Source organism: Streptomyces sp. NPDC056883, assembly GCF_042788835.1.
In the GTDB taxonomy this organism is placed as follows: Bacteria; Actinomycetota; Actinomycetes; order Streptomycetales; family Streptomycetaceae; genus Streptomyces; species Streptomyces stoeckheimensis.
Genome location: NZ_JBHUBS010000029.1, coordinates 1 through 14,414 on the forward strand (window position 1 = coordinate 1; position 14,414 = coordinate 14,414).

Consider the following 14,414-nt stretch of genomic DNA (forward strand, 5'->3'; position numbering starts at 1 on the left):
GAATCGTACCCCTGCGGGGCCTACCCCCTACCCTCCCGTCCACCGTTCCCCAGGCTCCGCCCAGACCCTGTCCACGTGTGGCACCGTGCTCGGGGTCCGGGGCGGAGCCCCGGGGGTCCAGGCGCAGCCGGGTTCCGCACACGTTCAGGGGGTCGCCGCGTGAGCCCGCAGGAGCCGCCGCGCCGGCGGGTGCCCGGGCCCGGGCGGCCCCGGTCCGCCGGGGACCGGGCGCGGGCCGGGGCCCGGCCGGCCGCCAGGCCCGCCACCCGCCGCCCCGCCCCCGCGAGGAAACCGCACACGATCCGGCTCGGCGCCCCCAAGCCCCGGCTGCGGCTGGTCAGCGTCGGGTTGACGATGGTGATGCTGGTGTTCGTCGTACGGCTGCTCCAGGTGCAGGCCGTCGACGCGTCCGCGTACTCCGCCAAGGCCTCCGAGAACCGCTTCGCCAGCTACACCCTGGCCGCCGAGCGCGGAGAGATCACCGACCGCAAGGGCGTCGCGCTCGCCACCAGCGTGGACGCGTACGACATCACCGCGGACCCGCACATGTTCACCGTGCAGGAGAGCAAGGCCCCCGACGCCCCCGAGCAGGCGGCCGCGCTCCTCGCGCCGATCCTCGGCAAGGACGCCAAGGAGCTCACCGCGCGCCTGAAGACGAAGAACACCCGCTACGTCGTCCTCGCCCGCCGCCAGACCCCCCAGGTCTGGAACCAGATCAAGGACCTCAAGAAGGTCTTCGCCGAGAAGGCGACCGCCGACAAGAAGAACAACGGCCCCGGTGCCAACGTCCTGGCCGGCGTGTTCAACGAGAACAGCAGCAAGCGCGTGTACCCGAACGGCGACCTCGCCGCCGGGATACTGGGTTACGTCAACGCCGAGGGCAAGGGCGGCGGCGGCCTGGAGTCCTCCCTCGACAAGAAGCTGTCCGGCAAGGACGGCGAGCTCACGTACGCCCAGTCGGGCGGCCGCCGCGTGCCGACCGCCGGGTCCAGCGAGAAGCCCGCCGTGCCCGGCGAGGACATCGAGCTGACCATCGACCGCGACATCCAGTGGGCCGCGCAGAGCGCCATCACCGAGCAGGTCGCCAAGTCGGAGGCCGACCGCGGGTACGTCATCGTCCAGGACACGACCACCGGTGAGGTCCTCGCCATGGCCAACGCCCCGGGCTTCGACCCCAACGACCTCTCCAAGGCCAGCTCCGCCGCCATGGGCAACGCCGCACTGCAGGACGTGTACGAGCCCGGCTCCACCGCCAAGGTGATGTCGATGGCGGCCGTCCTGGAGGAGAAGAAGGCCGGCCCCGACACCCACGTCGAGGTCCCCAACCGGCTGCACCGCGGCGACCGGCTCTTCAAGGACGACATCGACCACCCGACCTGGTACCTGACCCTCAACGGGGTCCTGGCCAAGTCCTCCAACATCGGCACCATCCTGGCCACCGGCCAGCTCGGCCCGACGCAGCCCGAGTCCAACAAGGTCCTGCACTCGTACCTGGACAAGTTCGGCATCGGCCGGCCCACCGGCCTGAACTACCCCGGCGAGTCCCGGGGCATCCTCGCCAAGCCCGGGGACTGGTCCACTTCACAGCAGTACACGATCCCCTTCGGCCAGGGCCTGTCCCTCAACGCCATGCAGGCGGCCTCCGTGTACTCGACCATCGCCAACGGCGGGGTCCGCATCGCCCCGACCCTGGTCCGCGGCACCAAGGGCCCCGACGGCCGCTTCACCCCGGCCCCGGCGCCCGCGAAGAACCAGGTGGTCAGCAAGGAGACCGCCAAGACCCTCGCGGCCATGCTGGAGTCGGTGGTCGACGACCAGGAGGGCACCGGCACCAAGGCGCGGATCCCCGGCTACCGGGTCGGCGGCAAGACGGGCACCTCCAACCGGGTGGATCCGGCCACCGGCCGCTACAAGGGCTACACCGCTTCCTTCGCGGGCTTCGCACCCGCGGACAACCCCCGCATCACCGTCTACTGCGCCATCCAGAACCCCACCAAGGGCAGTTACTTCGGTGGCCAGATCTGCGGGCCCATCTACAAGAAGGTCATGGAGTTCGCCCTCAAAACCCTCCAGATCGCTCCCACCGGAACCGCCCCCGCCGGACTCCCGGTCACCTACGAACCCGGCGCGCAGCCCGGCCCCCAGCCGAGCCCGCAGCCCGGTCAGTGACCGCCGCCCCGGCCGGCCCGCCCCAGAAAAGCGTGAGGCACCATCAGTGACAACGATCACCCCCGAATCCGGGAACCACGCGTCCGCCGCCCCCGAGGCCGGGCCCTCGCTTCGCGAGCGGCCCGCCGGGCCCGGTACGCTCACCGCCGTGCCCCACGCTGATCAGCCCAGAACCACCCAGAATGACGCACCGGCAGCGCCGCCGGGAGCGCCACGCCCCCTGTCCGTCCGCCCGACCCCCCTCGGCGAGCTGGCGGAGCTGCTGGGAGTCGAAGCCCCCGGCGCCCCGGGCGCCCCAGGCGCGCTGACGCGGATCACCGGCATCACGCACGATTCGCGTGCCGTGCGCCCCGGAGACCTGTACGCGGCCCTGCCGGGCGCCAAGCTGCACGGCGCGGACTTCGCCGCCCAGGCGGCCGCCCTCGGCGCCGCCGCCGTGCTGACCGACCCGGCCGGCGCGGAGCGCGCCGCGGCCACCGGCCTCCCGGTCCTCGCCGTCGCCGACCCGCGCGGCCGGATGGGAGAACTGGCCGCCGCGGTCTACGGACGGCCGGGCGAGGCCCTGCTCCAGATCGGCATCACCGGCACCTCCGGCAAGACCACCACGGCGTACCTCGTCGAGGGCGGCCTGCGCGGCGGCGGACGCACGACGGGGCTCATCGGCACCGTCGAGATGCGCGTCGGCGACGAGCGCATCAAGTCCGAGCGCACCACCCCCGAGGCCACCGACCTGCAGGCGCTGTTCGCGGTCATGCGCGAACGCGGCGTCGAGGCCGTCGCCATGGAGGTCTCCAGCCACGCCCTGGTGCTCGGCCGGGTCGACGGCTGCGTCTTCGACGTGGCCGTCTTCAACAACCTGAGCCCGGAGCACATGGAGTTCCACTCCGACATGGAGGACTACTTCCAGGCCAAGGCGCAGCTCTTCACCGAGCGCCGCGCCCGCCTCGGTGTGGTCAACATCGACGACGAGTACGGCCGCCGCCTGGCCAAGGAGGCGCCGATCCCGGTCGTCACGTTCTCCGCCGCGGGCGACCCGGCGGCCGACTGGCGCGCCGAGGACGTGGTCTCGCGCCACATGGACTCGACCCTGACCCTGGTGGGTCCCGCGGGCGAGCGGGTCACGGCCACCGCCCCGCTGCCCGGCCCGTTCAACGTGGCCAACACCGTCGCCGCCATCGTCACGCTCGCCGCCGCCGGCCTCGACCCGCAGACCGCCGCCGACGGCGTCGCCGCGGTCCCCGGGGTGCCCGGCCGGCTGGAGCGGGTCGACGCGGGACAGCCGTACCTGGCCGTCGTGGACTACGCGCACAAGACGGACGCCGTCGAATCGGTCCTGCGGGCCCTGCGCGAGGTCACCACCGGCAAGCTGCACGTGGTCATCGGCTGCGGCGGCGACCGCGACACCACCAAGCGGGCCCCGATGGGCGCCGCGGCCGCCCGGTTCGCCGACACCGCCGTACTGACCTCCGACAACCCGCGCTCCGAGGACCCCCTCGCGATCCTCGCCGCGATGTTCCGGGGCGCCGTGTCCGTACCGCCCGCCGAGCGGGGCGCCGTCCTCGTCGACGCCGACCGGGCGGCGGCCATCGCCACCGCCGTCGCGCGCGCCGAGGCGGGAGACACCGTGCTGGTGGCCGGCAAGGGCCACGAGCAGGGCCAGGACACCGCGGGCGTCGTACGCCCCTTCGACGACCGGGCGGTCCTGCGCGCGGCCATCGAGACCCAAGCACGCCAGCGTTCCCGACAGGCCGAGGTGAACCAGTGATCGCCCTTTCCCTCGCCGAGATCGCCGACATCACCGGCGGGCAACCCCACGACATACCGGATCCGTCCGTCACGGTCACCGGTCCCGTGGTCTACGACTCCCGCGAGGTCCAGGCAGGCAGCCTGTTCGCCGCCTTCGTCGGGGAGCGGGTGGACGGCCACGACTACGCCGAACGCGCCCTGGCCTCCGGCGCGGTGGCCGTCCTCGCGACCCGGCCCGTCGGCGTCCCGGCCATCGTCGTCCCCGACGTGGTGGCCGCCCTCGGCGCGCTCGCCCGTTCCGTCGTCGAACGGCTGGGCACCGACGTCGTGGCCCTCACCGGCTCCGCAGGCAAGACCTCCACCAAGGACCTGATCGCCCAGGTCCTGCAGCACCACGCGCCGACCGTGTGGACCCCGGGGAACCTCAACAACGAGATCGGCCTGCCGATCACGACGCTGCGGGTCACCGAGGACACGCAGCACCTGGTCCTGGAGATGGGTGCCCGCGGCATCGGCCACATCGCCTACCTCACCGGACTGACGCCCCCGCGCATCGGCCTGGTCCTCAACGTCGGCACCGCGCACATCGGGGAGTTCGGCGGCCGGGAGCAGATCGCGCAGGCCAAGGGCGAGCTCGTCGAGGCCCTGCCGTCCGAGGCGGAAGGCGGCATCGCCGTCCTCAACGCCGATGACCTGCTGGTACGTGCCATGGCCGGGCGCACGAAGGCCCGTACGGTGTTCTTCGGCGAGGCCGAGGACGCCGACATCAGGGCCACCGAAGTCCGGATGACGGACAGAGGACAGCCTTCCTTCACATTGCGAACACCGACCGGGTGCAGCGACGTGACCTTGCGGCTGTACGGTGAGCACCACGTGTCGAACGCGCTCGCCGCGGCCGCCGTCGCCCACGTACTGGGCATGTCCGTCGAGGAGATCGCCACCGCGCTCTCCGGGGCGGGCAGCCTGTCCCGGTGGCGGATGGAGGTCACCGAGCGGGCGGACGGCGTGACGATCGTCAACGACGCCTACAACGCAAACCCCGAGTCCATGCGGGCCGCACTGCGCGCACTCGCCGCGATGGGCGGTGCCGGCAAGGCGAACGGGGGGCGCACGTGGGCGGTGCTCGGCCCGATGGCCGAGCTCGGGGACGACGCGCTCGCCGAGCACGACGCGGTCGGACGGCTTGTCGTCCGGCTCAACGTGAGCAAGCTGGTCGCGGTCGGGGGCAGGGAAGCCTCCTGGCTGCAACTGGGCGCATATAACGAGGGTTCGTGGGGTGAGGAGTCGGTGCTCGTGTCCGACGCGCAGGCGGCGGTCGACCTGTTGCGCAGTGAACTGCGCCCGGGAGACGTCGTGCTGGTGAAGGCTTCCAGGTCAGCCGGCCTGGAGCGGGTGGCCCAGGCCCTGCTCGACGGCGAGGTCGCCGGCCGATGAGGCAGATCCTGTTCTCCGGAGTCATCGGACTCTTCCTCACGCTCATCGGCACCCCGCTGCTGATCAAGGGTCTGGCCCGCAAGGGCTACGGCCAGTTCATCCGGGACGACGGGCCGCGCGGTCACGCCGGGAAGAAGGGCACGCCCACCATGGGTGGTATCTCCTTCATCCTGGCCACGCTGATCGCGTACGCCCTCACCAAGGTGATCACCGGCAGCCAGCCGACCTTCTCCGGCCTCCTCGTCCTCTTCCTGATGGCGGGCATGGGCGTGGTCGGCTTCCTCGACGACTACATCAAGATCGTCAAGCAGCGTTCGCTCGGTCTGCGGGCCAAGGCCAAGATGGCCGGCCAGCTGATCGTCGGCATCGCCTTCGCGGTGCTCGCACTGCAGTTCAAGGACGCGCGCGGACTCGCCCCCGCCTCCACCAAGCTGTCGTTCGTCACGGACTTCGGCTGGTCGATCGGCCCGGTGCTGTTCGTGGTCTGGGCGCTGTTCATGATCCTGGCGATGTCCAACGGCGTGAACCTGACCGACGGTCTCGACGGCCTGGCCACCGGCGCCGCCGTGATGGTCTTCGGCGCCTACACCTTCATCGGCGTCTGGCAGTACCAGGAGTCGTGCGCCAACGCGCAGACCCTGACCAACCCGGCCGCCTGCTTCGAGGTGCGCGACCCACTGGACCTCGCGGTCGTCGCCGCCGCCCTGATGGGCGCCTGCTTCGGCTTCCTGTGGTGGAACACCTCGCCCGCCAAGATCTTCATGGGCGACACCGGATCGCTGGCCCTCGGCGGCGCGCTCGCCGGCCTCGCGATCTGCTCCCGCACGGAGTTCCTGATGGCGCTCCTCGGCGGCCTGTTCGTCCTGATCACCATGTCGGTCGTCATCCAGGTCGGCTCCTTCAAGCTGACCGGCAAGCGCGTCTTCCGGATGGCACCGCTGCAGCACCACTTCGAACTCAAGGGATGGTCCGAAGTCCTGGTCGTCGTGCGGTTCTGGATCATCCAGGGCATGTGCGTGATCGTGGGCCTCGGCGTCTTCTACGCGGGATGGGCAGCCGACAAGTGACCGCCTGGCACGGCAAGAACATCACCGTCGCCGGCCTCGGCGTGAGCGGCATCAGTGCCGCCCGCGCCCTGGCCGGCCTCGGCGCGGTCGTCACCGTCGTGGACGGCGGCGACAGCGAGGGCCACCGCGCACGGGCCGCGGAGCTGGAGGCGGCGGGCATCTCCGTACGCCTGGGCGACGCGCAGACCCTGCCCGAGGGCACCGAACTGGTCGTCACCTCGCCGGGCTGGAAGCCCGACAGCCCCCTGTTCGCGGCCGCGGCCGCGGCGGGCGTGGACGTCGTGGGCGACGTGGAGATCGCGTGGCTGCTGCGCGGTCCGGACGCCGCCCCCTGGCTGGCGATCACCGGAACCAACGGCAAGACCACCACCACCCAGATGCTCGCCTCGATCCTCCGGGCGGCCGGGCTCCGTACGGCGGCCGTCGGCAACATCGGCACCCCGATCATCGACGTGGTGCTCGGCGAGGAGCAGTACGACGTACTCGCCGTCGAGCTCTCCAGCTACCAGCTGCACTGGGCGCCCTCGGTGCGCCCGCACTCCGCGGCCGTCCTGAACCTGGCCCCGGACCACCTCGACTGGCACGGCTCGATGGAGGCGTACGCCGCCGACAAGGGCCGGATCTACGAGGGCAACACCGTGGCCTGCGTCTACAACGCGGCGGACAAGGCCACCGAGGACCTGGTCGTCGAGGCGGACGTGGAAGAGGGCTGCCGGGCCATCGGCTTCACCCTCGGCGCCCCTGGCCCCTCCATGTTCGGCGTCGTCGACGGCATCCTCGTCGACCGGGCCTTCGTGGAGAACCGGCAGAAGAACGCCCAGGAACTCGCCGAGGTCGCGGACGTCAACCCGCCGGCCCCGCACAACATCGCCAACGCCCTCGCCGCCGCGGCCCTGGCCCGCGCCTTCGGCGTGGAGCCGCGCGCCGTCCGCGACGGACTGCGCGACTTCCGCCCGGACGCCCACCGGGTCAGCCACGTGGACGAGGTGGGCGGAGTCACGTACGTGGACGACTCCAAGGCCACCAACACCCACGCCGCGGAAGCCTCCCTGGCGGCCTTCGAGTCGGTGGTCTGGATCGCCGGCGGCCTCGCCAAGGGCGCGACCTTCGACGAGCTCGTCCAGAAGGCCGCGAAGCGGCTGCGGGGCGTCGTGCTCATCGGCGCCGACCGGGCCCTGATCGCCGAGGCACTGGCGCGACACGCCCCGGAGGTCCCGGTCGTGGACCTCGCACGGACCGACACTGGGGCGATGCTCGCGGCGGTCCGGGAAGCGGCCCGGCTCGCGGAGCCCGGGGACACGGTTCTGCTGGCACCTGCCTGTGCCTCGATGGACATGTTCGCGAACTACAGCAAGCGTGGGGACGCGTTCGCCGACGCGGTGCGCGAACTGGCCGCCGAGCAGGCCTAGGTCCGGCTCGATCCAGGGCAGGTTCCCTCCGGCCGACCGGCTGCTCGCCTCGTACGAGTTGGAGGGGAAGATCACAGATGCCGGCCAAGCAAGTGCTGCCGGGGCGGCGGCCGTCCGCCGACAAGACCGCCAAGGCTGCCCAGTCCGCCAAAGAGGGCAAGGGTGCCAAACCCGGCGCTCCCAGGGCCGGCAGGGGAGTGCTGGGCCGCGGACGCCCCGCGGCGCGTCCCGGGCGGCCCGCCGGGGGCGGGCCGCTGACCCGGCTGCGGCGCACGCAACGGCAGCTGCGCCGGGCCTGGGACCGGCCCCTCACGGCGTATTACCTGATCTTCGGCAGCTCGTTGCTCATCACCGTGCTCGGCCTGGTGATGGTCTACTCGGCCTCCATGATCAAGGCGCTCCAGCTCGGCCTGGGCGACGCGTACTTCTTCAAGAAGCAGTTCCTGGCGGCCGCGATCGGCACCGGACTGCTGCTGATCGCCTCCCGGATGCCCGTCAAGCTCCACCGGGCCCTGTCCTATCCGGTGCTCACCGGCACGCTCTTCCTGATGGTCCTGGTCCAGGTGCCCGGGATAGGGGTGTCGATCAACGGCAACCAGAATTGGATCTCCCTTGGTGGTCCGTTCATGCTCCAGCCCAGTGAGTTCGGCAAACTGGCCCTCATCCTCTGGGGCGCCGACCTGTTGGCGCGCAAGGGCGACAAGGACCTGCTGAGCCAGTGGAAACACCTGCTGGTGCCGCTGGTCCCGGTCACCTTCCTGCTGCTCGGGCTCATCATGCTGGGCGGGGACATGGGCACCGCGATGATCCTCGGCGCCATCCTGTTCGGCCTGTTGTGGCTGGCCGGAGCCCCGACGCGGATGTTCGCGGCGGTCCTGGCCTGCGGGGGCGTGCTCGTCGCGCTGCTCATCAAGACCAGCCCGCACCGCATGGACCGGCTCCAGTGCATCGGGGTGACCGAACTGCCCGAGAACGGCCTGTGCTGGCAGGCCGTCCACGGAATCTACGCCCTCGCATCGGGCGGATGGTTCGGTTCCGGACTGGGTGCCAGTGTGGAAAAATGGGGGCAACTGCCAGAGGCCCACACCGACTTCATCTTCGCCATCACCGGTGAGGAACTGGGTCTGGCGGGGACGCTGTCGGTGCTCGCCCTGTTCGCGGCCCTAGGCTATGCGGGTATCCGCGTGGCCGGACGCACGGAGGACCCCTTCGTACGGTTTGCCGCGGGAGGCGTGACCACCTGGATCACGGCGCAAGCCGTGATCAACATCGGTGCGGTACTCGGTCTGCTGCCGATCGCCGGGGTCCCGCTCCCGCTGTTCTCCTACGGCGGGTCGGCCCTGCTGCCGACCATGTTCGCGGTCGGACTTCTCATCGCCTTCGCGCGGGAGGAGCCGGCGGCACGGGCGGCGCTCGCGATGCGGAGGCCCAAGAACGGCCGGCCGCGGACCGGGCAGAGATGGAAGTCGATGAGACGGCGCGTCAAGAAGCGTCCGTCCGGAGAGCGGTGAATTTCGGTGCATGTCGTACTCGCCGGTGGGGGGACCGCCGGCCACATCGAGCCGGCGCTGGCCCTCGCGGACGCCCTGCGCAGGCAGGACCCTTCCGTGGGCATCACCGCCCTCGGCACCGAACGCGGACTCGAAACCCGCCTGGTGCCCGAGCGCGGCTACGAGCTGGGACTGATCCCGGCCGTCCCGTTGCCCCGTAGGCCCACGCCCGAGCTGATCACCGTCCCAGGACGGCTGCGCGGCACCATCAAGGCCGCGGAGGAGATCCTGATCCGCACCAAGGCCGACTGCGTCGTCGGATTCGGCGGCTACGTGGCGCTGCCCGGCTACCTCGCGGCCAAGCGCCTCGGAGTGCCGATCATCGTCCACGAGGCCAATGCCCGGCCGGGACTGGCCAACAAGATCGGCTCCCGGTACGCGTTCGCCGTCGCGGTCTCCACCCCCGACAGCAAACTACGCGGCGCCCGCTACGTGGGCATCCCGCTGCGCCGCTCCATCTCCACCCTCGACCGGGCACTGGTCCGCCCGGAGGCGCGCGCCGCCTTCGGCCTGGACCCCAACCTGCCGACGCTGCTGGTCTCCGGCGGCTCGCAGGGCGCCCGCCGCCTCAACGAGGTGATCGAGCAGGTCGCGCCGACCCTCCAGCGCTCCGGGGTCCAGATCCTGCACGCGGTCGGCCCGAAGAACGAACTGCCGCGTGTCGACAACATGCCCGGGATGCCGCCGTATGTGCCGGTACCGTACGTGGACCGGATGGATCTCGCGTACGCCGCCGCCGACATGATGCTGTGCCGCGCGGGCGCGATGACCGTCGCCGAACTGTCCGCCGTCGGGCTGCCCGCCGCCTACGTCCCGCTGCCCATCGGCAACGGCGAACAGCGGCTCAACGCCCAGCCGGTGGTCAAGGCCGGCGGCGGCCTGCTCGTGGACGACGCGGAACTGACGCCCCAGTGGGTGCAGAGCCAGGTCCTCCCGGTGCTCGCCGACCCGCACCGGCTGTACGAGATGTCCCGCGCCGCCGCCGAGTTCGGCCGCCGGGACGCGGACGAGCTGCTCGTCGGCATGGTGTACGAGGCGATCGCAGCCAACAGAGCCCGCTGACGCGGGAAGCACCGACGCAGGAGGCACAGGAGTGGCCGGAGCGAGCACCGCGCAGCGTGGCGGTCCGGGAGCCGCCGGGAAGGGCTCCGGCCCCCTCAAGCGGCTGGGGACCCCGAAGGCCCCCAAATCGCCGAAGCCGCCCAAGGGATCCGGCCCCGGGGGACCCCGCGGGCCGCGCCCCGGCGGGCGGCTCCCGGGAGGGCTGCGGCGGGGGCCCCTCGTGGTCGCCGGCGTGGTCCTCGCGCTGCTCCTGGCCGCCGGCTGCACCTGGGTGCTCTACGGGTCCTCCTGGCTCCGGGTCGAGAAGGTCACCGCCACCGGCACCGAGGTCCTGACCCGGGACCAGGTGCTGGCGGCGGCGGGCGTTCCGGTCGGGGCGCCCCTGGTGTCCGTGGACACCGACGAGATCGAAGCCCGGCTCCGCGGTCGCCTGCCCCGTATCGATTCGGTCGATGTGGTGCGGGCCTGGCCGCACGGAATCGGGTTGAAGGTGACGGAACGCAAGCCCGTTCTGCTCATCAAGAAGGAAGCGCAGTTCGTGGAAGTGGACGCTTCCGGTGTGCGATTCGACACGGTCGGACAAGCACCGGCGGGCGTTCCGCTCCTCGAGCTGAGCTCCCAGCAGTCTCCGAGCGGCCGCCGTTTCGACGAGGAACGGCTGCTGCGCGAGGCCGTCGAGATCGCCGGCGTCCTCCCGGAATCCGTCCGCAAGGAGACCGTGCAGGTCAAGGTCCGGTCCTACGACTCGGTGGTACTGGAGTTGACCGGCGGCCGGTCGGTGGTCTGGGGGAGCGGTGAACAGGGCGAGGCGAAGGGCCGCGCACTGACAGCGCTCCTGAAGGCCTCGCCCAAGGCTGACCGATTCGACGTGAGCGTCCCCACCGCCCCCGCGGTGTCCGGTAGTTGACGTCCGGTCGAACAGCGTCGCACCCTGGTTGGCCACCGATACGGGTGATCACATAGGGTGAAAAGAAAAACGGGAGGTTCGGCGTGTTCGTTGAACACGCGCTACTTGTCGACTTAGTGTCCTGTTCGGAAGAGTCCAAGGAACAGACACACTCATAACCCTAAACTTCAGGGTTAGGGTTCGGGTCGGCGTGTACGGACCGTCCCAATTTCGGCATCAGTCGTCGCACCGCAGGCCCGCGAGGCGAACGACACGTAACTCGAGGCGAGAGGCCTTCGACGTGGCAGCACCGCAGAACTACCTCGCAGTCATCAAGGTCATCGGTGTCGGCGGCGGTGGTGTCAATGCCATCAACCGAATGATCGAGGTCGGTCTCAAGGGCGTCGAGTTCATCGCCATCAACACAGACGCCCAGGCGCTGTTGATGAGCGACGCCGACGTCAAGCTCGACGTCGGCCGGGAACTCACCCGGGGTCTCGGCGCCGGCGCCAACCCCGATGTCGGCCGCAAGGCGGCAGAGGACCACCGCGAGGAGATCGAGGAGGTCCTCAAGGGGGCCGACATGGTCTTCGTCACCGCCGGCGAAGGCGGCGGCACCGGAACGGGCGGCGCACCCGTCGTCGCCAACATCGCGCGCTCGCTGGGCGCCCTGACGATCGGTGTGGTCACCCGGCCGTTCACCTTCGAGGGCCGGCGCCGCGCGAACCAGGCCGAGGACGGCATCGCCCAGCTCCGCGAGCAGGTCGACACCCTCATCGTCATCCCCAACGACCGCCTGCTGTCCATCTCGGACCGCCAGGTCAGCGTCCTCGACGCCTTCAAGTCGGCGGACCAGGTCCTGCTGTCCGGCGTCCAGGGCATCACCGACCTCATCACCACTCCGGGTCTGATCAACCTCGACTTCGCGGACGTCAAGTCCGTGATGTCCGAGGCGGGCTCGGCCCTGATGGGCATCGGCTCGGCCCGCGGCGACGACCGCGCGGTGGCCGCGGCCGAGATGGCGATCTCCTCGCCGCTGCTGGAAGCGTCCATCGACGGTGCCCGTGGCGTGCTGCTCTCCATCTCCGGCGGCTCGGACCTCGGTCTCTTCGAGATCAACGAGGCCGCGCAGCTGGTGAGCGAGGCCGCGCACCCCGAGGCGAACATCATCTTCGGAGCCGTCATCGACGACGCGCTCGGCGACGAGGTACGGGTCACCGTCATCGCGGCCGGGTTCGACGGCGGACAGCCCCCGGCCCGCCGCGACAACGTCATCGGCGCGGCCTCCACCAAGCGCGAGGAGCCGGCCCCGGCTCCGGTCCGTGCCGCCGAGCCGGCCCGCCCGGCCTTCGGCGGACTCGGCTCGGTCACCCCGCGCGAGGAGCCGGTCCGCAGCGAGCCGGTCCCGGTCGCCGAGGCTCCGGCCCCGCAGGTCCCGACGGCCCGGCCGTACCAGGACAGCCCGGCCGAGGAACTGGACGTTCCGGACTTCTTGAAGTGACCCTGGAGCAGTACAGCGAGAGCGGCGCCCACTTCGCCTTCACCGACCGGTGGGGCGGGGTGAGCGCCGTTCCGTACGAGGAGCTCAATCTCGGCGGCGCGGTCGGAGACGACCCGGCCGCCGTTCGTGCGAACCGGACCGCCGCGGCGAAGGCGCTGGGCATCGCGCCGGACCGGGTGGTCTGGATGAACCAGGTGCACGGCCGGGACGTGGCGGTGGTCGACGGCCCCTGGGGCCCGGACCGGGAGGAGATCCCGGCGGTGGACGCGGTGGTGACCGCCCGTCGGGGGCTCGCCCTCGCGGTCCTCACCGCCGACTGCACGCCCGTCCTGCTCGCCGACCCCGTGGCCGGTGTCGCGGGAGCCGCCCACGCCGGGCGGCCCGGGCTGGTCGCCGGAGTCGTGGGCGCCGCCGTCGAGGCGATGGTCTCGCTCGGAGCGGACCCCGCACGCATGGTGGCCCGTACCGGACCGGCGGTGTGCGGACGGTGTTACGAGGTTCCCGCCGAGATGCGGGCGGCGGTCGCCGAGGTGGTGCCGGCCGCGTACGCCGAGACGAGCTGGGGAACACCGGCCGTCGACGTGGTGGCCGGAGTGCACGCCCAGCTCGCGGAGGCGGGGGTGGCCGACATCGGCCGGTCCCCGGTCTGCACACTGGAGTCGCGGGACCACTTCTCGTACCGCCGCGACCGGATGACCGGGCGGCTTGCCGGATATGTCTGGTTGGACTGAAGAATGACGGATCGTAAGTCCGAGCTCGCCGCGAACCTCGCGCAGGTGGAGGAGCGGATCGGGGCCGCCTGCGCGGCCGCCGGGCGCAAGCGGGAAGAGGTGACCCTCATCGTGGTCACCAAGACCTACCCGGCGAGCGACGTACGACTGCTGGCGGACCTGGGGGTCCGTCACGTGGCGGAAAACCGGGACCAGGACGCGGCCCCCAAGGCCGAGGCCTGTGCGGATCTGCCCCTCACCTGGCACTTCGTCGGTCAGTTGCAGACGAACAAAGTCCGTTCGGTGGCGGGATACGCGCACCTCGTGCAGTCCGTCGACCGCCCCAAGCTCATCACGGCCCTCTCGGCGGCCGCGGAAGGCGCCGGACGGGAACTGGGCTGCCTGGTGCAGATCGCCCTCGACGCCGAGTCGGGCGAACGGGGGGCCCGCGGCGGCGCGGCGCCCGAGCAGCTCGCCGAGTTGGCGGACCTCGTGGCCGCGGCTCCCGGACTGCGCATCGGCGGTCTCATGACGGTCGCTCCGCTGGCCGGGCGCTACGCGGGACGCGAACAGGCGGCCTTCGAGCGGCTGGTGGAATTGTCATCCCGCCTGCGCGCGGACCATCCGGCTGCCACGATGGTGTCGGCCGGGATGAGCGCAGACCTGGAACAGGCCGTTGCGGCCGGTGCGACACATGTACGCGTCGGCACTGCGGTACTCGGCGCGAGACCCCGGCTCGGGTAACGTCGCGAAGAAAGTCGGACCACAGCAGAAAATATGGTCATTTCCGCTGATGAGCGGACAGGCCACGTGGATCGCGGGCAGTTGGTGACATTCGTGACACGGCGAGACACCTGCGACAGGGCGATCCACCACAGAG

Annotated in this window: 11 protein-coding genes; all 11 read left to right on the forward strand. The window is 71.3% G+C overall.

The window, feature by feature from the left end; translation table 11 throughout:
* Positions 1-159 precede the first annotated feature (159 nt).
* Positions 160-2,169: a peptidoglycan D,D-transpeptidase FtsI family protein gene (locus ACFRU2_RS39165; protein WP_382981080.1), complete on the forward strand. Its 2,010-nt coding sequence runs from the start codon at positions 160-162 to the stop codon at positions 2,167-2,169.
* Positions 2,170-2,215: 46 nt separating this feature from the next.
* Positions 2,216-3,934, forward strand: coding sequence for a UDP-N-acetylmuramoyl-L-alanyl-D-glutamate--2,6-diaminopimelate ligase (locus ACFRU2_RS39170; protein ID WP_382981081.1), 1,719 nt, complete (start codon positions 2,216-2,218; stop codon positions 3,932-3,934).
* Entirely contained in the window at positions 3,931-5,349 is a 1,419-nt protein-coding gene (gene murF / locus ACFRU2_RS39175) for a UDP-N-acetylmuramoyl-tripeptide--D-alanyl-D-alanine ligase (RefSeq protein WP_382981082.1), read from the forward strand. The genes ACFRU2_RS39170 and murF overlap by 4 nt, the downstream gene beginning before the upstream one ends.
* Positions 5,346-6,416 (forward strand): phospho-N-acetylmuramoyl-pentapeptide-transferase, encoded by a 1,071-nt coding sequence (mraY, locus tag ACFRU2_RS39180; protein ID WP_382981083.1) that lies wholly within the window; start codon positions 5,346-5,348, stop codon positions 6,414-6,416. Before murF ends, mraY begins: the two co-directional genes overlap by 4 nt.
* A complete protein-coding gene (gene murD, locus ACFRU2_RS39185) occupies positions 6,398-7,825 on the forward strand; it encodes a UDP-N-acetylmuramoyl-L-alanine--D-glutamate ligase (RefSeq protein ID WP_382981084.1) in 1,428 nt (475 codons plus the stop codon). The genes mraY and murD overlap by 19 nt, the downstream gene beginning before the upstream one ends.
* 77 nt (positions 7,826-7,902) lie before the next feature.
* On the forward strand, positions 7,903-9,336 hold the full coding sequence (ftsW, locus tag ACFRU2_RS39190) for a putative lipid II flippase FtsW (protein ID WP_382981085.1): 1,434 nt from the start codon (positions 7,903-7,905) through the stop codon (positions 9,334-9,336).
* 6 nt (positions 9,337-9,342) lie between these two features.
* Positions 9,343-10,437, forward strand: coding sequence for an undecaprenyldiphospho-muramoylpentapeptide beta-N-acetylglucosaminyltransferase (gene murG, locus ACFRU2_RS39195; protein ID WP_382981086.1), 1,095 nt, complete (start codon positions 9,343-9,345; stop codon positions 10,435-10,437).
* 31 nt (positions 10,438-10,468) lie between these two features.
* Positions 10,469-11,344: a cell division protein FtsQ/DivIB gene (locus ACFRU2_RS39200; protein WP_382981087.1), complete on the forward strand. Its 876-nt coding sequence runs from the start codon at positions 10,469-10,471 to the stop codon at positions 11,342-11,344.
* Between the two features lie 280 nt (positions 11,345-11,624).
* Entirely contained in the window at positions 11,625-12,824 is a 1,200-nt protein-coding gene (ftsZ, locus tag ACFRU2_RS39205; protein WP_243330151.1) for a cell division protein FtsZ, read from the forward strand.
* Positions 12,821-13,555, forward strand: coding sequence for a peptidoglycan editing factor PgeF (gene pgeF, locus ACFRU2_RS39210; RefSeq protein WP_382981088.1), 735 nt, complete (start codon positions 12,821-12,823; stop codon positions 13,553-13,555). The genes ftsZ and pgeF overlap by 4 nt, the downstream gene beginning before the upstream one ends.
* A 3-nt stretch (positions 13,556-13,558) precedes the next feature.
* Positions 13,559-14,278 carry a YggS family pyridoxal phosphate-dependent enzyme gene (locus ACFRU2_RS39215; protein WP_382981089.1) on the forward strand — a complete coding sequence of 240 codons (720 nt, stop codon included), beginning with the start codon at positions 13,559-13,561 and terminating at the stop codon, positions 14,276-14,278.
* The last annotated feature ends 136 nt before the right edge of the window (positions 14,279-14,414 follow it).